Below are 23775 nucleotides of genomic sequence, written 5' to 3' on the forward strand. Positions count from 1 at the left end.
AAATAAAACAGTGTACGCTATCGACAGCAATCAGGCTGATCAGGAGCCCTTCGAGTATAGTTCACGGGCCTGGGAAATAGCAACCGTATCTGTTTCGGCTTGAAACTCATTTTGACAGCCGGAGTAAAAAAGAATAAAAATGAACCCTTCCACTATTTTTCATCTTCCGAGGTCTGTATCAGCGAGCTTTCCAGACTATACCGTTATGTAGCAACCTGCCGCGGTGCTTATTTTACCGGGTTATTCTGGCTTTTCGGCACCAACGGCTTTGCCCTGCTCATTCCGTGGCTGCTTAAACTGGCCATCGACAGCCTGGGCAAACAGGGAACACCCATGCACAGCCCCGCCTGGTATGCGCTGCTGATCATGGTTTCGGCCCTGCTCCAGGGGGTGATCCGCATTTTTTCCAGGACTACCCTCCTCCACGCCGGCCGCCGCATCGAATACATGATCCGCGAAGACCTCTATGCAAAGCTCCTCACTCTGGATCTGCCCTATTTTTCCCGTGAGCGTACCGGCGACATCATGTCCCGCTTTGCCAACGATCTGACCAATGTCCGCATGCTTCTGGGTTTCGGCATGCTCAATGTCATCAATACTGCCATCGTCTATGTGGCGGCCCTCTCCCTGATGGGGCACATCAGTATCCATCTGACCCTCTGCGCCATCATCCCTTTTCCCCTGACCATTCTCATCGTCAAGCGTATGAGTGCCTCCATGTTCAGGCGTTCACAAATTATTCAGGAAGAACTGTCGCGACTGACTAGCAAGGTAGAAGAAAATGTTTCTGCTGCCATGGTAATCAAGTCCTACTGCCGGGAAGATGCTGAAACCGGCTCATTTGCAAAAATCAGCAGCAGTTATCTGGAAAGCAACATGGGCATGGCCAGGATTCGAGGCGCCATGATACCGATCATGGCCGCCAGCGGCGCCATGGGAACGCTGATCGTGCTTTTTGTCGGCGGCAGCCGGGTTATCTCCGGAGAACTGACTTTGGGAGACTTCGTCGCTTTCAATGGCTATCTGGCAATGCTGGTCTGGCCGACCCTGATGTTGGCCTGGATTCTCAACCTGTTGCAGCGGGGTGCTGCCTCCATGTCACGACTCAACGAGGTGCTGGAGGCAAAGGCGACCGTCCGGGAACCAGCTCAGCCGGCACCGGTGACAATTAACGGCAACATAGAGATAAGGGATCTTTCCTTCAGCTATAATGACAATCCCCTCTCTCCAGCCCTCTCCCATATCAGCCTCCATATTAGTAAAGGGATGCGCCTGGGCATTGTCGGCCCCATCGGCAGCGGCAAGTCCTCGCTGGTGCGGCTGCTCCCGCGCCTTTATCCTGTTGCCGACGGCAAGATCTTCATTGACGGCACCGACATCAACCAGATTCCACTCAAGCAGCTACGTGAGGCCATCGGTTTTATCCCCCAGGAAAGTTTTCTCTTCTCCCGGACTATCGGCGCCAACATCGCCTATGGCAAAGAAGGGGCAACCAGGGAGGAGATAGAGAACAGCGCGCGATTGGCAGGGATTGCCCCGGACATTCTGCGCTTTCCCGACAGCTATGAAACGCTGGTAGGGGAGCGGGGGGTAACCCTTTCCGGCGGACAGAAACAGCGCACTGCCATCGCCCGGGCGCTGCTGAAGAATCCGGCAATCCTCATCCTGGACGATCCACTGTCGGCAGTGGATGCCCGCACCGAGGAGGAAATACTGGCCAACCTGGCGGATTACTATGGTGAGCGGACGGTTATCATCGTCTCCCACCGTCTTTCGGCCCTGCGGAAATGCAACCTGATCCTGGTCATGGATGAAGGGCGCATCGTCGAGCAGGGAAACCATGGAGAACTTCTGGCATTACAGGGGCGATATGCGGCCATCCACCGCGAGCAGCTGCTGCGCATGGAAATAGAGGGGTATTGATGCACTTCGGCGGCATCTATGAAGACGAAATAGTCGGCAAAGCCTATGATCGAAAGTTGATGGGGCGGTTTCTGCGCTATCTTCTGCCGTACCGGCGGCTGGTGGCGGGAACGCTGGTCGTGCTGCCTCTGGTGGCTGCCTGCAGGCTTGCCCAGCCCTGGCTCCTGAAAGTAGCCATCGATAATCACATCGTCGCCGGCAAGATGGAGGGACTCCCGGTCATTGCCGCCTCATATCTGGGGCTGATTCTTGCCGAGGCCGCATTCACCTTTATCCAGGTTTACCTGCTCCAGTATCTGGGACAGCGGGTCATGTTCAACCTGCGCATCGAGTTGTTCAGCCACGTCCAGCGGCTCTCCACCCGCTTTTTTGACCGGACCCCGGCGGGAAGTCTGGTTACCCGGCTGACCAGCGATGTGGAGGCCCTTGGGGAAATGTTTGCCGCGGGCATCATCACCATTGTCGGTGACATCCTGGTCCTGGCCGGTATCATCGGCATCATGCTCTGGATGAACCTGCGCCTGTCGTTGGTCACCTTTTCCGTGCTGCCGGTGCTGTTCTGGGTCGCCTTCACCTTCCGTAACCGGATGCGCACCGCCTTTCGCCAAGTCAGGGCCCGGCTGGCCAACCTCAACACCTTTTTGGCCGAAAGCATCGGCGGCATGGCAATCGTGCAACTTTTCAACCGCCAGCGTGGCGAGCAAGAGGAATTCCGCCGTCTCAACAGGGAGTACCGTGACGCCAACCTGCCGGTAATAACCTGGGACGCCTCCCTTTTCGCCGGGGTAGAGGCGATTTCAGCCGTAGCGGTCGGTCTGATCATCTGGTACGGAGGGGGGGAGATCGGCCGCGGCACCCTGACCTTCGGTGCATTGGTGGCCTTCATTCAGTATATCGAGAAATTCTTCTCCCCCATCCGCGATCTCTCAGCCAAATACTCGGTGATGCAAGGTGCCATGGCCGCCCTGGAGAGGATCTTTCAGCTGCTGGATACTGAAAAACCAGCATCTGATTCTCCCCCCTCTCTCCAGCAGTCTCCCCTCACGGGAGAGGATGTACATTCACCCTTCATCGAGTTTAAGAATGTCTGGTTTGCCTATCAGGGAGAAGAGTATGTCCTCAAGGATTTCAACCTGCAGCTTAGGCGGGGGGAAAAGCTGGCTTTGGTGGGTGAGACCGGCGGCGGGAAAACTACCGTTACTCGGCTGCTGTCAAGACTTTATGAGATTCATCGCGGCTCCATCACTCTCGGCGGTACCGATATACGGACCTTGCCCCTGGCAACCTTGCGGCACAAAATAGGCATCGTGCTTCAGGACCCCTATCTTTTTACCGGCACCATTGCCTACAACATCACCCTTGGCGATCCCGCAGCCGCAGCACGCCTTGAACAGGCTGCCACCATGGTCGGCGCCGATCGTTTTATCCATCGTCTGCCCAAGGGCTTTAACGAGGAAGTGCGGGAACGGGGGGTTAATTTGTCGGCAGGGGAGCGGCAGCTCATCTCCTTTGCCCGCGCCGTTGCCTTTGATCCGGAAGTACTTGTCCTCGATGAAGCCACTGCCAGTGTAGACAGCGAGGCGGAGCGTCTCATAGAGGAAGGCCTCAAAGGACTCCTCTCCGGCCGCACTTCCCTGGTGGTTGCCCACCGCCTCTCCACCATCAGGGATGCCGACCGCATCGTCGCCATCCATCGCGGCGAAAAAATGGAGGAAGGAAACCACCAGGAGCTGATGGCGGCCAGGGGGCTTTATTACCGGCTGTACCAGCTGCAATTCAGGGATTGAGTTTACACAGCAAAGGGCGCCTTTGAGGTAATTATGCTGTTAGCTCGTCACGTCTCATAAAATATTAAACCAATTAAAGAAAAGCCCTGAATGATTACAGGGCCTTCCTTTCTTGTTGTCAAAACTATATTTTACTTTCGTTTGTGATCTACCTATAAAATTATTGCGTTGCCGACTCTGCTGTTATTGCTCTCGGCATCCACCGGGGGATTCCACTCAGGGATTCTATTGTCATAGTCAGCTATCGCACCAACATAATAGGTTCCGGTCATATTTGGTGGCAGATAATTTGATCCGGTAATAGTCACTATATCACCACCCCGTATCGCACCATTGTAATAGGCCATGGCAACCCACGTGTCAGCCCCATTTGTTATCACTTCGTCCTGAGAAAGGTAAATTCCTGCATAATTGACGGATGCATTACCGTTACCCAAATTCTGGACCTTCAACGAGCATGTTAACATGCCGTTTGCTACGCTGCCGGACACACTGTCAGCTACTACCACCAAATCATTAGTGATCGTCACTTGGTTGCCGACTCTGCTGTTATTGCTCTCGGCATCCACCGGGGGATTCCACTCAGGGATTCTATTGTCATAGTCAGCTATCGCACCAACATAATAGGTTCCGGTCATATTTGGTGGCAGATAATTTGATCCGGTAATAGTCACTATATCACCACCCCGTATCGCACCATTGTAATAGGCCATGGCAACCCACGTGTCAGCCCCATTTGTTATCACTTCGTCCTGAGAAAGGTAAATTCCTGCATAATTGACGGATGCATTACCGTTACCCAAATTCTGGACCTTCAACGAGCATGTTAACATGCCGTTTGCTACGCTGCCGGACACACTGTCAGCTACTACCACCAAATCATTAGTGATCGTCACTTGGTTGCCGACTCTGCTGTTATTGCTCTCGGCATCCACCGGGGGATTCCACTCAGGGATTCTATTGTCATAGTCAGCTATCGCACCAACATAATAGGTTCCGGTCATATTTGGTGGCAGATAATTTGATCCGGTAATAGTCACTATATCACCACCCCGTATCGCACCATTGTAATAGGCCATGGCAACCCACGTGTCAGCCCCATTTGTTATCACTTCGTCCTGAGAAAGGTAAATTCCTGCATAATTGACGGATGCATTACCGTTACCCAAATTCTGGACCTTCAACGAGCATGTTAACATGCCGTTTGCTACGCTGCCGGACACACTGCCAGCTACTACCACCAAATCATTAGTGATCGTCACTTGGTTGCCGGCTCTGCTGTTATTGTTCTCGGCCGACTCAGGGACTATATTGTCATTGTCAACTATGGCACCAACATAATAGGTCCCTGTCATATTTATCGGAATGTATGACCATGAGGTTAGAGTGACTGAGGAGCCGCCAGGAATACCACTAGGATAGTAATATGCAGAGTTAAGCGTGTCCTCTTTTGTTATGAGTTGATCGGTGGAGAGGTAAATGCCGATAGAATTAGCACCTGCCGTTTTGATCCCCTGATTTTTGATTGTTACCGAGTACGAAAGCTTCCCTCCGCTGGCCGTGGCGGTAACACCCGTCACCACCAAATCAGGTTCGATAGAAGAAATCCTGATGACATTCCCTGTCGTGCAATTGTTGTTTTCATCAGTCTCGGGGACAAGGTTAGTATAGTCGGCACAGGCTTTGATGTAATATTCGCCAGTTTGGATTGACGGGATAGTGACCGTGGTACTGGTCGAATCTGACATACCTGGCCCTAGTGAGGGGACGGTCCTCTCACCTAGTGGATAATCTACGCCATCTCTAGTGAGATAGAAACCGACCTTTGAGCTATCTGCTGCACCTGCGCCCTGATTCTTTACCTCGTATGATATGTCTATTGTGCTTTCAATAGTACCTGTTGCAGGCCCCGTCACCCTGGTTATAGCCAGATCAGCGTAAGACTCGTATCCAAGCATCACCGAATGTAGCACCGGTGTGCTTAGCCCGTCCGAAGAAAGCTTTACCTGTATCTCAGCCGCCGGGGTGAAAGAAACGTTGAGAGGAACAGAAGTCGTTACGCTGCCGTCCGTTTCGGTTGTGGTTTCCGAGCCGGATGTAGAGACGTCGTACCAAGTGTCGGCTGACCCGTCAGGGCCTTTATAGGTTGCACCATCGAGCGACAAAACATCCGGCGCAGTTCGTATCTGGAACTGGATCTTCTGGTTTGCGCCAGGGGTGGCGTAATTCCAGGATAGGTGTATGGCATTGGCGTTGTTAATTCCCATTACGGGAGCATCGACGCGAAGCCCGATATTTCCAGGAGCCTGACCGCCAAGGAGGTTGAGTGGTGGATCGATTTCAACGTCTTTTATAACTTGGTCTGTCACACCGTCAATGACAGTCATATACTGATTGGACTTACTGGTCAGATAAACTTTATTATCTACCGCATTGAATGAGGCAGTCGTCGCGCCTGCCGCTACTGGCACGGTAATCAGCGCGGAGTCGGAGACTCCATCAAGAATGGTGACGGTCTGGTCAGCAGTGTTTGCAATATAAGCCTTATTGCTTTTGGGATTGTAAACGGCGGCATAGGCTCCGTTGCCAACTGTGAGGGTGTGGGTGATGGTATCGGTAGTGACATCTATCACCAGAACCTTGTTGTCGTTGTATTGCCCAACATACAGCTTGTTGCTCTGGGAATTGTAAACAACACCAGCTGCCCTGCCAGGAAGTGATATGTTCGGCATCAATGTGTTGGATCTTGCGTCAATAACCGCTATCGAAGTACGATCAACCCCAGTGGTGTAAATCTTATTATTCAACGTCACGCAGGTTATGGTCGCAGAGGTCACGAAATCTTTTGTGACACCTATCATGACATCTCCAGGCGACGTAGTAGTATCGATATTTAGCCTGGTGGCCTTTTCCCAATCTTCTTTGTTGTCCCATTTCACCGGGGTTATTGTTGACGCCTGCGCAGTTACTGAGATGCCAGCAATTCCCACCACTAATCCCATGAACATAACTGCCGTTATTGTTTGCCTCATCACTCTGTCCAATTTCTTTAAGCAGTCCATTTTCCCTCCAATCAATATATGCACAATTCCAATCAACCCTGCATCAAAGGTCCTTTACCCTCCTTTCCTGCTCGGTTAAAAAAGCAAATGCAATGCTAGCTGCTTTTAATCATATATTACATATTAATGCAAGCTGTTTATCTACTTTCCCCTTTTCCTCCGGCCATTTTACTGGATAGACGTGAGATGAAAATTTAAGAGGTACCTCAATCAAACAAGTTATATCCCCCACAGGATAGGAGTCCACCTGCTCAAGATGAGGCCAAGATCATCCGTAACAAATCTTGCCTTGACCTCATTCAGAGTAATTTAGTAATACTGCTGTGGTTACTCCTGAGCATCTATATCAAATTCCGTTTTCTCCATCTCTACGTATTGCAATAGTAAGAGGATTGCTATCATGAAACATCTCATTCTCGGCACTGCAGGACACATCGACCATGGCAAGACCTCGCTGGTCAAGGCTTTGACCGGCATCGACACTGACCGGCTCAAGGAAGAAAAGGCGCGTGGCATTACCATCGAGTTGGGCTTTGCCCATCTGGAACTGCCGGAAGGGATACAGTTCGGCATCGTCGACGTTCCCGGCCATGAAAAGTTCGTCAGGGCCATGGTGGCCGGAGTCGGCGGCATGGACCTGGTGATGCTGGTCATTGCCGCCGATGAGGGGATTATGCCCCAGACCAGGGAACACCTGGAAATTTGCCAGCTCCTGGGGGTGAAGAAGGGGCTGGTGGCCCTGACCAAGACTGATATGGTGGACAGCGAATGGCTTGGTCTGGTGACGGAAGAGGTGCGGGAATACCTGTCCGGCAGCTTCCTGGAAGATGCGCCCATAGTCCCGGTTTCCTCGCGCACCGGTGCAGGACTTGATGAGCTGAAGGGGGAGCTGGCACGGCTGGCACTGGAGGTGGAGGAGAAGCGGCACGATGGCCCCTTTCGCCTGCCGGTAGACCGGGTCTTCACCGTGACCGGCTTTGGAACGGTTGTCACCGGAACGCTCCTTTCCGGTGAGATCCAGGTTGGGGATGAGGTTGAATTGCTGCCGGCCAGTCGCGAATGCAGAGTCCGCGGCATCCAGGCCCATGGCGCAAAAACCGACCGTGGTCTGGCCGGGCAAAGGCTAGCCGTAAACTTGCAGGGGGTTGATCACGACCAGGTTTTGCGGGGCGATGTGGTGGTGCCCAAGAACCTGTACCGGCCGACCCGGGTCGTGGACGTACGCCTCAACTACCTGAGTTCGGCACCGAGGGAGCTGAAGCATCGTGCCACCCTGCGTCTCCATTCGGCCACCTATGAGGTGCCGGCACAGGTCATTCTTCTGGATCGGGACACGCTCAAGCCGGGAGATACCGCCTGTGCACAGCTGCGTCTTGCCAATCCGGTACTGCTTCTTCCCGGTGACCCATTCGTCCTGCGAACCTATTCACCCCAGGCTACCCTTGGGGGTGGCAGCATCCTCGATCCGGATCCACCTCGCCGTCGCCGGCGTTCCGAAGAGGCCATTGCACTCCTTGAGGCCATTGAAGCGGGCAACGAGGCGGATAAGGTCAGGATGATGGTCGCCGCCAGTCTCCTGTCAGGCCTCCCTCTCAATGAAATCATCAACCGTACCGGCATGTCGGTAAAAAGAATCGATGCAGCTCTGGCAATCCTTCTTACCTCTGGAGACGTGCTGCAGGTGGTACGCGAACCCAGGATTTTTCTCGGCAAAGCTGCCTTCGAAGGGCTGAAGGCGAAGTTGATGGAGGAACTGCAGACCTATCTCCGCGACAATCCCATGAAAGACGGCATCAACAAGGAAGAACTCAAGTCTCGCATACCCAGGCGCAGTGACCCCCGTTTTTTCGGCCCGATCCTGGCTGCCCTTGAGAAGGAAGGAAAGGCGGTCTCGGAGCGGGATATTATCAGGCTGCCGGGACGCAAGGGGGAGGCAAGCATCGATCAGGCCGGCATCCAGGAAAAGATTGCGGCTGCCCTGCAGAAGGGTGCAATGGAGCCTCCCACCATAAAAGAATTATGCAATGACTGCAAATGCTCAGAGAAACAGGTACTTGAGCTTCTAAATCTCCTGGTGCGAGATCACAAAGCGGTGAAGATCAAAGGTGATGTTTTTTACGCACCTGATCCCATTGTGACAATACGGGAAAAGCTGACTGCATATCTCAAGGAAAAGGGGGAAATCGCCCCGCCTGAGTTCAGGGAACTTACCGGCCTTTCTCGGAAATTCATGATCCCTCTTCTGGAGTATTTTGATCAGGAAAAGCTGACCATCCGTGTTGGAGATAAGCGTGTCCTGCGCAAAGGTTAGCAGCCAACCTATCGAATGCTTTAATAGCAAAATAATAGAACCCTGTTCTTTTTATTGCTATTTTCCCCTTGCGGGCTCCCAATGCTTCATCTAATATGCAATGAGTTTCATATTTAAGTTTGTCAAGGAAAACAATATGGCTAGAAATCTCAGGTTCGGCTCCAGCTTTATCCGTTTTTCACTATTTTGCGGTTTTGTCGCTTCTTTGTCCGGTATTTACATCAGCATGAAGATGGATCGGTCAGCTTCAGCTTCTCATATATATGCCATTCTTGCCGGCGTTGCTTTCTCCGTGAATGCCCTGGTTGCTCTGACTGTGTTCCTGATGCTGGCCGCCCGAAAAATGGTCAAAAGGGTACATATTATAGCCGATGCCATGAACCGTGGGGCAGACGGGGACCTGACCGCCAGGGTGCAGGTGGATTCAGGGGACGAGCTCGGAATTCTCGGCAGCAGCTTCAATGTCATGCTGCAAAATCTGTCGGGGATGGCTGGAAGGGTTAAGATTACCATCCACGAACTGAGCAGGATGGCTGTGGACATCAAGGAAGTTTCCAGGCGTGGGGTCACCGTCGCCGAAGTTCAGTCCCAAGGGGTCAAAGGGACGACCATTGCCGTCCAGGAGATTAATCAATCCATAAATGACGTTGCCCAGGGAGTGGAAAGCCTTTCCAGATCCTCGGCGGAAAATGCGTCATCCATCCTGGAGATGTCGGCCAGCATCGAAGAGGTGGCAAAGCATGTCGAGGCCCTTTTTGAGGCAGTCGAAGAGGTAAGCAGTTCCATCATAGAAATGGCATCTGCTGAGAAGGAGATTGGTCGCAGCGTCAACAGCCTCATGTCCGATTCCACGACTACGGCCAAGCTGGTGACGGAAATGGGAGACTCCATCAAGCAGGTGGAGAGGAATGCCCTGAATACAGCAGCCATTTCCGAAGAGGTGCGAAACGATGCCGAATCGGGGCGTGCTTCGGTGGAGGCGACCATTTCCGGAATCGAAGAAATCCGCCGCGCTTCCCGGACCTCCTTTGAATCCATAGAGAATCTAGCAATGCGGGCGGGCAACATCGGCAAAATTATCCAGGTGATAGACGAAATCGCCGAACAGACCAACCTGCTGGCTCTCAATGCTTCGATCATCGCTGCCCAGGCCGGCGAGCACGGCAAGGGATTTGCCGTCGTTGCCGGAGAGATAAAAGAACTTGCCCAGCGTACCGGCAATTCCACCAGGGAAATCACGGATATCATCAAAGGGGTCCAGGAAGAGACCCAGCGGGCTGTAAAGGCATTCAACCTTGCTGAGCAGCGCATCGGTGAAGGTGAGAAGCTTTCCCAGCGTTCTGGGGAAATGCTGGAAAAAATCGTCTCCGGAGCCCAGATGGCTACGGAACAGGTAAACCAGATCGCCCGGACGACGGTGGAACAGTCCCAGGGGAGCCAAGAAATCAGCGGGGCAATGGACCGGGTTGCCGACATGGTCAAGCAGATTGCCAAGGCCACCAGGGAACAGGGCAAGGGGAGCGAGCTGATCATGTCTGCCGCAGAGCGCATGAAAACCCTGACCAGCCAGGTTAAATCATCCTCTCAGGAACAAAGCAGCTCAAGTAGCCTTATTGTCCGCTCGACTGAGGGTATCTCCTCTATGATAGAAAACATCAAAAAAGCATGCGGAATGCAGGCGGAAAGCAGTTGTCGTATCGTTCAGGCAATTGAAGATATCGCCGAGTCCACGAAAACGACAGTGGATGCCACCAGAGTAATGGATGGCGTTGCTGCGGGTCTTTCCCAGCAGATAGGGGTCCTGAGCAAGGAAATGTCGATCTTTAAAATAGAATCGGGAAAATAATTATAATCAATTCATTGACAAATACGAGCTTAGTGTTATAAAAGGTACTTCAGCTAATTATATCAGAAGGTTAGTAGATCGGCATGCCTGGGAGGTGCCCCCCACAAGGAACTATTCCGTAATAAACTACTCGAATCTGGCAACGGAGGTTTTAATGTACGAGCATCATGTTATGGTGGTTGAAGATAATCCTGATGATGAACTCCTTACCTTGAGGGCCCTCAAGAAATGCAATATCCGTAACGTGGTAGTGACCCGTGACGGAGCAGAAGCCCTTGATTATTTATTTTCAGCTGTCGATGCCGATGGCCTTTCCGTCAAGGTGAAACCAAGCTTCATTCTGCTTGACCTCAAGCTGCCCAAGATAGATGGTCTGCAATGCCTGCTGGCAATCAGAGCTGATGAAAGGACCAAGGACATCCCTGTTATTATTGTCACCTCTTCCAAAGATGATAAGGATGTTAACCGTTGCCGGACCCTCAGGGTTAAAGGCTACCTTAACAAGCCTCTGGATGCCAGAGAACTAGCCGAAACACTGCAGGAACTGGGGTTCCAGATAAACTTGCCCAGCAGCATCCCAGCTCCGGCTCCACGGCCATCATCCCTGATCTGACCGTCACCTGGGGGGGGCGGCGCAATCCCTGGTACTACCCTGGATTTTTTCCACAGCATGCGGTACCGCCGGCCAAACAGCTTCAATATTCTCCACAGCCCCTTTCGGGCTGCCGGGCAGATTGATGATCAGGCTCCTGCCCCGGATGCCGGCTATGGCTCGCGAAATCATGGCATGCGGCGTCTTTTCCAGGCTTCTTGCCCGCATTACCTCACCAAAACCGGGTATGACACGGTCCAAAACAGCCATGGTTGCTTCGGGAGTCACATCCCGTGGCGAAACGCCTGTTCCTCCTGTGGTCAGAATCAGGTCAACCCCACCGCTGTCCGCCCATTCCTTCAATATGGACACAATTTCTTCATGCTCATCGGCAACAATGGCGCTTTTAACAATGGCTACCTCATGTGCCGCCAACCAGTTCTGCAGCGCCGGCCCACTGCCGTCTTCACGTTCTCCGCGGGCGCCCTTGTCGCTTAAAGTCAAAACTGCCGCCTTCATTCACGCCTCCTAAGCTGATTCTTTTATCTTCTTGTGATACCATAACACGCCCTGAAGGTAAGTCTCAAGCACCGTTTATGACGAAATGGAAGGGCTATTCAAATCGGTGATGCGACAATAGCGACCGGGGAAATATGGTAAAATTATCAAGGGCAGAATCAGCTGTCGCCCTCTGAAAGGTATTCATCGATGAATCTTTTAAGCATAAGCGAAACTCTGGCAGAAAAGCTTGACCGGCTGGAATTCTCCCGTCCGGTTGCCCATGTGTACAACCCGTTGCGTTATGCCTGGCGGCCACACCGGGAGTACCTGAACCGCTATGGAGGAACAGGGAAGAAAGCGGTGCTGGTCGGGATGAATCCCGGGCCGTGGGGCATGACCCAGACCGGTGTGCCGTTTGGCGAGGTGGCGGTGGTGCGGGACTGGCTGAGAATAGCCGATCCTGTAGAAAGGCCAGGTCTTGAACACCCCAAAAAGCCGGTCCAGGGTCTGAACTGCCCCCGCAGTGAGGTGAGCGGCAAGCGTCTATGGGGCATGATCCGTGAGCGCTTTGAGACACCTGCACAGTTTTTCAAGGATTACCTGGTCCTTAACTATTGTCCGCTGCTCTTTCTCGATGCCCAGGGGACCAACCTGACCCCGGACAAGCTTCCGAGTGTGGAACGTCATGCGCTTGAGGATGCCTGCAACGGGGCATTTCGTCATATGATCGAATATCTCAAACCTGAATTTGTTGTAGGGGTTGGTAATTTTGCTGCAATTCAGGCAGAAACCGCTTTACAGGGGCTGCCGGTAAACGTAACCAAGATCCTCCACCCAAGCCCCTCCAGTCCGGCTGCGAACCGGGGATGGAGTGAGGTTGCACTACGGCAGCTGTCTGAAGCGGGGATTGGATTCCAGCCGTAGCTACCTTGTTTATATGCCTGTCCAGAGGTGACCATGATAATTGAGCTTCATTGTCACACGAAGGAACATTCCCCCTGCAGCAGGGTACCAGCCATGGAGCTTGCTGCCGCTGTCAGGCACAGGGGGAGCGACGGCCTGGTCATCACCGACCACCATTATATGTGGCCGACAGAGGAACTTGCAGAATTGAAAAGAGAAAACCGCTTGCCTGGCAACTTCATGATCCTGTCAGGCCAGGAGGTACTTACAGCCGATTTTGGTGACGTGCTCGTTTATGGAGCTGCCAGATCCATCCCCCATGGCATGTCCCTTGCCGCACTGAGGAAAAATCATCCCCATGTGGCACTGGTCTGGGCCCATCCTTACCGTTACGGCCATCTTCCAACCGCTGTGGAGCTTATGAATACAGATTTTGACGCCATAGAAATTGTCAATCCTCACCACAGCGAAGAGGAAAATTACCGAGCCGTTTCGGACTGGCAGCGGTGGAAATACCGGGCCAGCAGCGGTTCCGATATTCACAGAATCGACTTCAGCGAATTCTATCCGGTACAGTTTGACTGCCAGATAGGAAGGATCGAAGAGTTGGTAGCCTGCATAAAAGCAGGCCGAATTTCTCCCCGGATCGGCAAATACGCTGAACACTGATAAAGAAGTTTCCTTCTGCTCGTAGAAAATTTTGTCGAATCAGAAAAAAATCCCCCTATGAAAAAAGAAGGGCCAGGGTATTGTCATATGCCCTGGCCACAGTGTCTTTCCCTGGAATTGCCAATCATGAGTCGACCGGGTTGCCCCGTGTTTCGGCATCCAGTATGGTCAGCAGGTTTTCCGGGGTGAAACTGCAGACATCCTCTTTGCCCTTGTGAGCCCATTTGATCCGGTCGCCCCCGGTATCGTGCACCAGATTAACCCGCGTGCCACCGACCTTTTTCACCACCGACCACATGTCCTCCATGCTCAACAAGTCAAGGCCGCCGATTTCCTCGGTGCCTGAGCTCTCGGCTTCGAAGCGTTCAATCAGGTCGTAGTCGAGGAAATCCTCCTCTTTGCGCCACCACCTTACAAACCGATCTTTTTCGGTACGCCGTTCCTTCACTGCTTTTACAGCTTCCAGTCCTGTCATGGCACACCTCCTTGCCCATTGTCATCATTTCCGGGGATTTTCATCCCCACCTGAATTAATTATACTCCCGTCTCGGCCAAGGGATATCCTTTAATTGCGATTTCTGCAGCTTGAATTTGGACAGGACATGGTGGCGAAGAAAGGACGGAAATATCCTGAGATTTCAATTGAATTCATTAATCTGATGTTGTAGCCTAATCAGATGCTGCGAACGCCAGTTAACGGGGCAAAAGCAAATCTGCCCCGTTACAGTCAGCAGATCTAGTTCCAGCAGTCGCTGGTTCCCGGCAGTATCGAGAACTAAGCCATTGCCTATTACCAAGTATCAGGGGGAAACCATGACATTGTGGGAAAAAGCCAAAGCAGAATTCATCGACATCATTGAGTGGATTGACGATTCGAGCGACACCATGGTCTGGCGGTTCCCTCGCTATGAGAACGAGATCAAGTATGGGGCTCAGCTGGTGGTCAGGCAGGCCCAGGCGGCGGTCTTCGTCGACAGGGGAGAGATTGCCGATGTATTTACGCCTGGACAGTACCGGCTGGAAACGCAAAACCTACCCGTGCTGAGCACCCTGAGGGGCTGGAAATACGGCTTCCAAAGCCCGTTCAAGGCCGAAGTTTATTTCGTCAACGTCAGAAGCTTTACCAACCTGAAATGGGGCACCAAAAACCCGGTCATGCTCCGGGACCCTGAATTCGGCCCGGTACGCCTCAGGGCCTACGGCACCTACGTGGTTCGGGCCAGCGATCCGGCAAAATTCATCAGGGAGATTGTCGGCACCAGCGGGCATTTCACCCTCAACGATGTATCGGACCAGCTGCGAAACCTTATCGTGACAAGATTCTCGGACATGCTTGGCGAGCACCGCATACCCGTTCTTGATCTGGCCGCCAGATACAATGAACTCTCACTTTATCTCACGGAAAAGGTTGCTCCCGAATTCAATGAATACGGGCTGGAAGTGACCAAGCTCCTGGTGGAGAACATTTCCCTGCCGCCAGAGGTTGAGGAGGCGCTGGATAAAAAGAGCAGCATGGGCATCATCGGCAACCTGGACGACTTTACCCGCTTCCAGACCGCCAACGCCATGGAGGCCGCGGCACAAAACCCGGGGGGCGATGCCTCGGCAGGCATAGGTATGGGCATGGGCTTTGCCATGGCCAACCAGATGGGAAAAGCGGTCGCCGCTCCCCAGGCAGCGGCGCAGACTGTCCCGCCCCCCCTTCCTGAAGCAGAGAGCTGCAAGTACTACGTAGGAAAAAATGGTAAGCAGGCCGGGCCATTCGATGGGGATGCCATCATCGCCTACATAAGAAAGGGCTCCATCACCAGGGAAACCCTGATGTGGAAAGAGGGGATGGACAAGTGGCAACCAGCTGAATTATTTCCCGAGTTTGCCGGCGAAATGAAAGCAACCCCGCCACCTCTGTTCGAATAAGGGAGAAACACAGCATGGCCAACTGTTCCAACTGCTCTGCACCACTGCTGTCAGGTTCGATCAAATGCGAATACTGCGGTAGCCGCAACGATATCGATCTCAAAGGCATCAATTACTACACGACCAACGAGCCCGATTCGGAACGGATCTGTCCGCGATGCAACATAAGGCTCAAGACCATTGACCTGAAGGTCGAAGGGAAATTCCTCGTCGAAAGATGTGATGAGTGCCTGGGGCTGTTCTTTGATCCGGGGGAACTGGAAGCGCTTCTCCAGGCAACGGTGACCAATGTCTTTGCCATCGACCGAAGCAGGCTGAATGCCATCAATGCAACCAGAAGAGCCGAAAACTACGCCATCACCTACCTCAAGTGCCCCATCTGCAGCACAATGATGAACCGGGTCAACTTCGGCGCCAAGAGCGGAGTCGTCGTCGATATCTGCAAAGACCACGGCGTCTGGCTCGACGGCGGGGAGCTGCGGCATCTGGCCGAATGGATGAAGGCCGGCGGCAAACTGCTCGACCAGGAGCGTCAGGAAGAGCGGAAAAGGCAAGAGGCTGAAGCCCAGCTGGAACTGCTGAAGCAACGTTCCAAATCGTCGACCGGCGGAGAATTCAGCGAGTATGGCGGCTTCAGAAACTATGATGGCAATGATACTGATGATCTTTTCGAGCTGCTGAAAAAAGCTGTTATCTTCTTTACCAGGTAGACAAATGGCACCTGATAAAACCACCCCGATAACGCCCGGCCGGTACCGGCACTACAAGGGCAACTATTATGAAGTGATCGGCATCGCCAGGGACAGTGAGACCGAGGAGCCTTTCGTTGTCTACCGTTGCCTCTACGGCGATTATTCCCTCTGGGTAAGGCCCCTATCCCGGTTCGCCGATACCGTCACCATTGAGGGGCAAGATGTGCCGCGTTTTCGACGCTCTCACCCTTTTTAATTATCCTCCTATTGGATGCTCGTCATCATCAATATTTACCCCCTGGTGTGTAACTACCCATACTGTTGCTGCAGGGGCTGCCTCCGCCTGACGTCGTGCACGTCGCACTTCCCGATGTCAATTCGTTAACTGCCGTCAATGGCCGGTGATTTGTCAGGGAAAGCGGCGTTACCGTGTTTCTTATGAATGCATACGGTCTGCTGGTCTCGGTTGTACCTCGGGGCCACTTGGAATCAGTTCCCGTGCCGGCCAGCCTATTGAAGCCGTGAACGTTCTCGCCACGTGTCGGACGACTGGCGGTAATGCTGCTGGAGTGGCAATAGTTGCACCCATAACGCAGATAGGTGACCATGCTGCTGTGCGTACTTGATGCAAGTGCAGAACCGGTGCCGTGATGTTGAGAGGTGCTCGTGTTATATCCGGCATGGCAGATTTTACAGAGTGTCGTTTCGTTGGTGCTGGCCGCAGGGGTCCCTGTGACTGTTGCCGTGCCTCGAAGGGTGGCTTGTGCGCCGTGGGCCGTTACGGTACTGGTCTGAACCCCGGATGCACCAACAGGTGCATGGCAATCCCAGCAGGAAATCAGTGGCCCCCAGCTCGTTATGTCAACGCTACTACCCCTGGTCGCACCGTTCCATGGATTGACCATTCTGGTGGTTTTGGCATACCAGTTATTCTGTTTGCCCATAACAGGGTGATAGGATGAGTTGCTTGTGGCAAACGCCGCTGCAATATTGGTGACACCGCCGGTTACCCCGTTAGCGGTTATCCCGGCCCCTGTATATCCTGCTTCCGCAATGGTAGTGGCAAAGGGCTTTTCTGCAGTCCCACCGGGTACCTGTGCTGTGGTACTTACGGCACCGTTCCCATCATGGCACTTGAGGCAGAAGTTGATCTGAATAGCGGCCACATCAGCCTCGACGTTCGGGCTACCCAGATCCCGACTGAATCGGGGCGGTTTTGCATCAACAGTGGTGCTCGTATAGGAACCGGGAGTCCCGCTGAAGGTTACACCTTTGATGGTAGAACCGGTATCCGGATCGCGAAGCTCTATCAGTCCGTTTTGGTGATATGAAGTAGGTTTCCCTGTGGACATCTCCCCTTCCATGTGGCAGACGATACAGTCGTACTGGGTGACTGCACCACCTGCGGAGCGCTTGTGAGACCAGGTGTTGTTGAATTCAAGGGAAACTGCCCTTCGTGAACCATTATTGGCCAGAGGACCCTGTTTTATATCCACAGTTTTACTATGACAAGAGACACAGCTCGGTCCTTCGATGCTGCCGTTCAGGTGCAGTTGGAAATTCAATATGGTCCCGGTCGCAGAAACGTTGTTGTGACAGCCGCTGCAGGAGGTTGTTGGCACCTGACCACGATGGGCCGACGAAGATATGCCGTAAAGCGGAGGATTGCCGTGGCAGACACCGCAATTGCTTCCCGATCTGGCTGCGGTCCAGGTTACGGTTGCCGTACGCGCTGCTCCGCCACGGCCGTCCTGGTGGCACTGGTTGGTGGAGCAGGTGCCCCCCGATGAGTAGGGATAGCCCTTGCTGTCTGTTGTATTGGTAGAACCAAAGGTATAGTTGACAACAGCAAGGATATCGGCCTTGCCGTCCTCCTCATTATGCAGGTTTGCAGGATGGCAGTTTTTGCAGGCAAAGCCGTAGGCAGTGGCAGTTGTTTTATTGCTGCCGGTCAGGTTATTAAAGACGGTCCCCTGGTTGTAATGCAGAGCATGTCCTGCCGTTGTACTCACAGAAAGCTGGCCGTTATTGCTGCCGCCATGGCAACCATCGCAAATCTTGGGCTCTCCTTTATAGGCAAAGCCGTTATAGGTTGTATCGGAGCTATGGAGATGACACTGGGTGCATACCGTGCCTGAGTTATGGCTGTCTGAGCTGGTGGCAGTATAGTGTACCATCTTGTTGGGATCTGCATTTTTATAGGTATGGCAAACGTTACAGATACCATTGAAAGGAGCCGCCGTCTTAGCCCAGTTTGAGGCAGCAGCCTTTGCTACAAAGGAAACATTATTAGTGGTAAAGCTGGACGGCACTCCAGTTGTTCCATCAGAGGTCATTGACGGCTTCAGGTGTACCATGGCAATGGGTCCTGCATTGGTGCTGGTCCGGTCTCCGTGTGAGTCATGGCAATCCCAGCAGAACTGGCCGCCATTGAGTGATGTGGAATGCTTGCTGCCGAAGTGATATTTATCCACCTTGCGCTGAGTCGCTGTCTTGGCGGTATATCCGGGCCCTGGCGTTACCCCGGTTGCGCCGACGGAGGCATGACAGACAAGACAGACACCATTCCTGCCCCAAGTTGCATGATCGAAATTGCGCAAACGCATCGGATTATTGGTGTCCCCATGGCTGACACTGCTGTATTCATGGCAGTACAGACATGGATCGCCTGCCCCACCAGCCGTGGCTGCAGCCGAGGAGAATCCGGCAAAGGCCGCTCCGGTAACGTCATAGGAGCCGGATTGCCTGCCGTGGCCCGACCAGCTCCATTCAGCCCGGGCAATCTTTGCCATGGTGCTGTTTTTGAAAGCGTAATTGACGGTATCGGCAGTGGCAAAGTGACAATCACCGCACTTGTTGGTGCCGCCCCAGGTGAATACCGTTGAAGCATTGCCGCCATGGCAATTGACATTACTACAGCTGGTTTTGGTCGTCGGAGGGTTTGCAGACGTGGGGGTAAAGGTATTTGGCAAGCCGATAAATGTTTTCGTGCCGTTGGCAACGACATTGTAATTCTTGTTTACATGGTTTCTCACGCTGGAAATGGTATTGCCGCCACTGCCAACCGTGCCGTTGTGGCACCAGTCGCAGGTAAAGCCCCAGAAGACCGCATGCTTGGGATGGCTGTTGGCCTTGCCCTTGTAACCGTTCTGGTAATCAGGCCCTGTCGGATAGGCCGTATGACAGCTGCCGCAATGAACGTTCGCCTGTACCGTATCCCATTTGATCCAGGGAGTTGAGTAATCGGTGAAAGAAAAGGCCCGACTGTGGCAGTAACCGTTTTTACACTGATTATTTCCGGCATCCCAACGGAAAGCTGCAGAGCCGACCGTACTGCTGGCGGAAATATTGCGAAAACCATTGGGATGCTTGGCACGACTGCCGGAAAGAAGCGCAGTATTGCTGGTTGTCGTAGACGCATGACAGGCGGCACAGGTTACCAGGGTGTTGTTTGTGGAGGTATTGTTGCTGCCGATGGTCCCACCATTGCCATAGGTGTTGGCATGCTTGTTGTGGGGTTTTGACCAGGTGGTGTGCTGAGAGTTCGGATCATCGGCTGCCTTGTTATGGCAATCCCCACAGGCGGCGGCTCTGCCGGTCCAGCGCAGCACACTGGTCATTGGGGACTGGATCAGATCCAGAGTATTCGCATAGTTACGTTTGCCCAGGCCGCCGCGTCCGTCCGAGTGGCAGTAGGTGTCGCAGGAAGTGCCGGTTGAATACCCATATCCGCGTCCGTCATAGATCAAGCCTGTGCCGCGGTAGACCACCTCCGGCCTGCCTGCCCCTGAAGGAATATTGTTGAACGGTGGGCGCATGATGACTTCAGCAACAGAACCATTTGTCACGCCGGCAGGAGGCCCATTGAGATGGCTTTCGGTCGGACTGCCGGGATGGCAGACGCCACACATGAAGACGTTGGTGCTGCTGGAAAGATTGACATTGGTCCATCCTTGTTCGGTTGTACTGGACGGGCGGGTAGAGCGGTTGTAATGCTTACGGTGGGCGGGTGAAAGTGTGGCTGTCGATGTAGTGGTGTTATTGGCCTCATGGCAGTTGCCGCAGGTGTTAATCGTAGAGGTGTCCCAGTCCCGACTTTGGGTGGTGGAATTGTTGCCGTGGCAGTAAGTATTGGAGCAGACGTGGGTAGAAGCAAAGCTGCCCGAGAAATTGGCCATCTTGATGAAGTTAATGTCAATCGCACGGTTGATGTGCTTGACGTCGGTGCCGTTGAAGACAGACCGGCCATTGGCAGCGACTGTATTCACGTGGCACCAGTTGCAGGTAACCGGCTTGTGTGGCAAGGGCCCGGCACTTATGTGGTTCAGGTGCCGCCCCGAGCTCATCTGTCTTTGAACGCCAGCCAGGCCGTTGTGACAGTAATTGCACTCGATGGTCCCCTGCTGACCGGCAGCGATGTTGTTCCAGGTCGTAGGAGGCGCCTTGTAGACACCTGCCCCGTTGGAGTGACAGTAGATCTGGGTACAGCCGTTGGCGGCATAGGCCAACCCGCCGGTCGATTTAGGCCCCCATGCCACGTTGTTCACCCTGTTTGCGTGAAGCGAAAAAGCGGTGACATTATCAAAGGCATTTACCGTCGAGGCATGGCACTCGTTGCACTTGAAGTTGAAACCGCTAAAACTGCTGCTGGTATTGTTCACATGTGCAGTATGACCTTTGGTGGCAATCGGATCGGCTGAGGCTGCATTGTAACCATGACAACCGGCGCACCCCCCCGACAGCGAGCCTCCCCAGGTAACCGGTTTATTGAAATGGCAGTAGACATTGGTGCACTGTTGGGCACTACTGTCCCAGCGAATTGCCCCGGCGATGCTGTTGCCGGTAACGTTGCGGAAGCCATTGGGATGCCTGTCGCGTCTGTTGGCAATAAGAGTAGTATTGTCGGCTGCGGTCGCTGCATGGCAGGCGTTACAGGTGGCATTGGCACTGCGGGAGCCGGAAAGGTGCTTAGAGTGGGAACCGGACCAGGTGGGGTTGGCATCACCATACTGGTTGTGACAGTTGCCGCAGACGACCCCGGTTGAGGTTGTCCACTCCAGTCTTGGCGCCGATGTGCTGTTGCGTTTCCCCGGGTTGCCACGCCCATCGGAGTGGCAGTAGGTATCACAGGTGGTCCCGGTGGAATAACCATAGCCGCGGCCATCGTAATTTACGCCGGTGCCACGCGTCACTGTCTCCGGTCTCGTTGCCCCCACAGGAGGTGTAAACGGCAGGCGCAAGGCGACCTCGGCCACCGAGCCATTGGTAACGCCTGCCGGCGGCCCGCTCAGATGGCTGGTGGTCGGGCTGCCAGGGTGACATACCCCGCACATGAAGACGTTGGTTGAAACTGAGCGATTTACATTGGCCCAGCCATCCTCCGTGGTATTTGCCGGCCGGCTGCTCGTATTGTAATGCTTGCGGTGGGCCGCTGAAAGGGTGGCTGAGGTCGTGGTCGTGTTGTTGGCCTCATGGCAGTTACCGCAGGTATTGAGGGTTACCGTATCCCAGTCGCGGGTGGAGGTGGTGGCATTGTTGGTATGGCAGTAAGTGTTGGAACAGACATGAGTGGAAGTACTGTAGCTACCGGAGAAGTTTGCCATTTTTATGAACGACACATCGATGGTGCGGTTGATGTGCTTGACATCTGTACCGTTGTATACCGATTGACCGTTAGATGCCACCGTATTCGAGTGGCACCAATTACATGAGACGGGTCGATGCGGCAGGGGGCCGCCATTGATATGGTTCAGGTGCCGCCCGGAGCTCATCTGATTCTGGATTCCTGCCAAACCGTTATGGCAGTAATTGCACTCGATTACCCCCTGCTGGTTGTCACCGATGGTCTTCCATGTCTGGGGAGGGGCTTTATACCTTCCCTTGCCGTTGGAATGGCAGTACACCGTACATGTCTTGGCAGGGTCGTAGGAAAGGACACTGGTCCCCCCGGTTGGCACATACGCGGCATCGGGGCCCCAGTTCACATCGGCTGCGCCATTGACATGAAGGGAAGTAGAAATCAGCCCGGTGTCGGAGGAATTCACCGTCGAATTATGACATTCCTGACAACGGAAATTGAACCCGCCAAAACGGACACTGGTGTTGTCGACGTGGGCTTTGTGACCATTGCTGGTAATGGTTGAAACCGCATCCGCATTGTTACCATGGCAATTTACACAGCCGGTTGAGTAACTGCTGTCACCCCAAGTCGGGTTCTGTCGAGGTGGTTTTCCTTTTCCGTCGCTGTGACAGTAAAGATTGGAACATTCTCCATAGGCCGCGCTTGGCGCCATATCACCAGTGGAACCTGCAGCTGCCGGAGTCAAGGAACCGGCCGCCTGGTACCCGGCTGATGATCCTACCAGAGGGTCCGTCGTTTTCATTGCCCAGCGCACATTCCCCTGGACATGGGAAACATCAATAGCCGGATGACAGAGATCACAGGAGAAGCTGTAACCGGTAGAACCAGAGTGCCTGACATGGCTTCCCATGGTGGGCGGTGTGGTCGGTGTAGTTCCGTGGCAGCTGCCGCATTGATTCTGACTTGCTGCGTCCCAGCGCGGCGATTGGTTTGCCCCGCCCGTTAACGGAGCTTTCACCTGCACTGCACCAACTTTCACACCACCCCCGTGGCAGTATACATTGGAGCAGATGTTGGCAACGGCATGATCGGTAACCACCGCTGCTATCGTTGTGTTTGGAGTGCCTGAAGAAACAGAGTAGCCACGGTCAACGGAAGAATAGGGAACATAGGTGCCGCTGGTTACCTTGCCGCCAAAACCATAAAAACCGATATCGAGGCTGTTGCTCAGGTTGGGCATCCTAATGGTGCCGTTGCTTATATAGTGGCAGGTATCACAGACCATGCCCCTGGCCTCGGTATGGGTAACATGGGCGCCGGCCTGTCCGGAAACAAGGGCATTGGAAGCTCGCGGTGTACCAATGAGCCCCGTATCCCCACCCAGCACCGCCTCCGAAGGGGGATTGCCGTGACAACCGCCGCAGGCGGCCTTGAAACCGGTATTATGCTTATGGCATGTTGTACAAATGGCTTTTGGGGTAGGATGACTGAGGTTGCCACCATTGGCGATATTGTTTGCGGTATCTGCATTATGAAATTTATTTTGGCTGTGACAGGCTTCGCAGATGCGGCTGGAAGTTGCATGGCCACCGGCATCCTCACCCATGCTGGTTACGTTGCTGAAGGATACGCCCACCGAAGGGGAGCCATTGGGCCAGTTTTCGCCGTTCTGAGTAGTCAAGACGCGGCGGACGTTCTTAATATTGGGCTTTTTATTCGGCTCATGGCAGGTGGAACATTCGAATTTCCCGTACTTACCGCTTGTTACCCCCCATCCTCCTTGGGCGGCCCATTTTGTCGAGCCGGTTCCCTCGCTGTTATGCATAAGATCAACGGCACCCGATGGTAAAGGGATCAAACATATCGCCCAGGCAATCGCCAGCAGTGCCAACCCTTTTGAAATTCTCCCCGGAGTAGCCATTACAGTCTGTATTATCATCGCATCTTCACCTTTTATGAAAAATCCCTTTATGCCGTTATTGATCATGTGC

The 23775-nt window shown here is 53.6% G+C and carries 14 protein-coding genes; 10 read left to right on the forward strand and 4 right to left on the reverse strand.

The features are described 5' to 3' along the window. The first annotated feature begins 99 nt into the window (after positions 1-99). Both GEOB_RS18580 and GEOB_RS18585 read left to right on the forward strand, forming a co-directional pair. Entirely contained in the window at positions 100-1923 is a 1824-nt protein-coding gene (locus tag GEOB_RS18580; RefSeq protein WP_012648790.1) for an ABC transporter ATP-binding protein, read from the forward strand. Beyond that, positions 1923-3710 (forward strand): ABC transporter ATP-binding protein, encoded by a 1788-nt coding sequence (locus GEOB_RS18585; RefSeq protein ID WP_012648791.1) that lies wholly within the window; start codon positions 1923-1925, stop codon positions 3708-3710. Before GEOB_RS18580 ends, GEOB_RS18585 begins: the two co-directional genes overlap by 1 nt. A 152-nt stretch (positions 3711-3862) precedes the next feature. On the opposite strand, the gene GEOB_RS18590 is transcribed toward GEOB_RS18585, so the two are convergent. Next, entirely contained in the window at positions 3863-6772 is a 2910-nt protein-coding gene (locus GEOB_RS18590) for a CARDB domain-containing protein (protein WP_012648792.1), read from the reverse strand. A 400-nt stretch (positions 6773-7172) separates the two neighbouring features. Here GEOB_RS18590 and selB point away from each other — a divergent pair, with 400 nt between their 5' ends. From selB to GEOB_RS18605, 3 genes are all read left to right on the forward strand, one after another. After that, positions 7173-9083, forward strand: coding sequence for a selenocysteine-specific translation elongation factor (gene selB / locus GEOB_RS18595; RefSeq protein ID WP_012648793.1), 1911 nt, complete (start codon positions 7173-7175; stop codon positions 9081-9083). A 136-nt stretch (positions 9084-9219) separates the two neighbouring features. Beyond that, a complete protein-coding gene (locus GEOB_RS18600) occupies positions 9220-10929 on the forward strand; it encodes a methyl-accepting chemotaxis protein (protein WP_012648794.1) in 1710 nt (569 codons plus the stop codon). A gap of 154 nt (positions 10930-11083) precedes the next feature. Further along, positions 11084-11542, forward strand: coding sequence for a response regulator (locus GEOB_RS18605; RefSeq protein WP_012648795.1), 459 nt, complete (start codon positions 11084-11086; stop codon positions 11540-11542). 3 nt (positions 11543-11545) lie between these two features. Here GEOB_RS18605 and GEOB_RS18610 read toward each other — a convergent pair whose 3' ends face one another. Beyond that, the gene (locus tag GEOB_RS18610; RefSeq protein WP_012648796.1) at positions 11546-12040 is read right to left on the reverse strand and encodes a MogA/MoaB family molybdenum cofactor biosynthesis protein; all 495 of its coding nucleotides are present in this window, start codon (positions 12038-12040) and stop codon (positions 11546-11548) included. A gap of 189 nt (positions 12041-12229) precedes the next feature. Here GEOB_RS18610 and GEOB_RS18615 point away from each other — a divergent pair, with 189 nt between their 5' ends. Both GEOB_RS18615 and GEOB_RS18620 read left to right on the forward strand, forming a co-directional pair. Beyond that, a complete protein-coding gene (locus GEOB_RS18615; protein WP_012648797.1) occupies positions 12230-12946 on the forward strand; it encodes a uracil-DNA glycosylase family protein in 717 nt (238 codons plus the stop codon). Between the two features lie 33 nt (positions 12947-12979). After that, entirely contained in the window at positions 12980-13594 is a 615-nt protein-coding gene (locus GEOB_RS18620; protein WP_012648798.1) for a PHP domain-containing protein, read from the forward strand. Positions 13595-13718: 124 nt separating this feature from the next. Here GEOB_RS18620 and GEOB_RS18625 read toward each other — a convergent pair whose 3' ends face one another. Further along, on the reverse strand, positions 13719-14069 hold the full coding sequence (locus GEOB_RS18625; protein ID WP_012648799.1) for a hypothetical protein: 351 nt from the start codon (positions 14067-14069) through the stop codon (positions 13719-13721). Positions 14070-14407: 338 nt separating this feature from the next. Between GEOB_RS18625 and GEOB_RS18630 the strand changes: the two genes are divergently transcribed. Genes GEOB_RS18630 through GEOB_RS18640 form a run of 3 tightly spaced genes read left to right on the forward strand, consistent with a single transcriptional unit; the run spans position 14408 to position 16459 of the window. Next, positions 14408-15511, forward strand: a complete 1104-nt coding sequence (locus GEOB_RS18630) for an SPFH domain-containing protein (protein ID WP_012648800.1) — start codon at positions 14408-14410, stop codon at positions 15509-15511. 14 nt (positions 15512-15525) lie between these two features. Further along, entirely contained in the window at positions 15526-16221 is a 696-nt protein-coding gene (locus GEOB_RS18635; RefSeq protein ID WP_012648801.1) for a zf-TFIIB domain-containing protein, read from the forward strand. Between the two features lie 4 nt (positions 16222-16225). Beyond that, complete coding sequence (locus GEOB_RS18640) at positions 16226-16459, forward strand: DUF1653 domain-containing protein (RefSeq protein ID WP_012648802.1); 234 nt, start codon at positions 16226-16228, stop codon at positions 16457-16459. Positions 16460-16487: 28 nt separating this feature from the next. Here GEOB_RS18640 and GEOB_RS18645 read toward each other — a convergent pair whose 3' ends face one another. Then, a complete protein-coding gene (locus GEOB_RS18645; protein WP_012648803.1) occupies positions 16488-23771 on the reverse strand; it encodes a CxxxxCH/CxxCH domain c-type cytochrome in 7284 nt (2427 codons plus the stop codon). Positions 23772-23775 lie beyond the last annotated feature (4 nt).

It is taken from the genome of Geotalea daltonii FRC-32 (assembly GCF_000022265.1).
GTDB classification, from domain to species: domain Bacteria; phylum Desulfobacterota; class Desulfuromonadia; order Geobacterales; family Geobacteraceae; genus Geotalea; species Geotalea daltonii.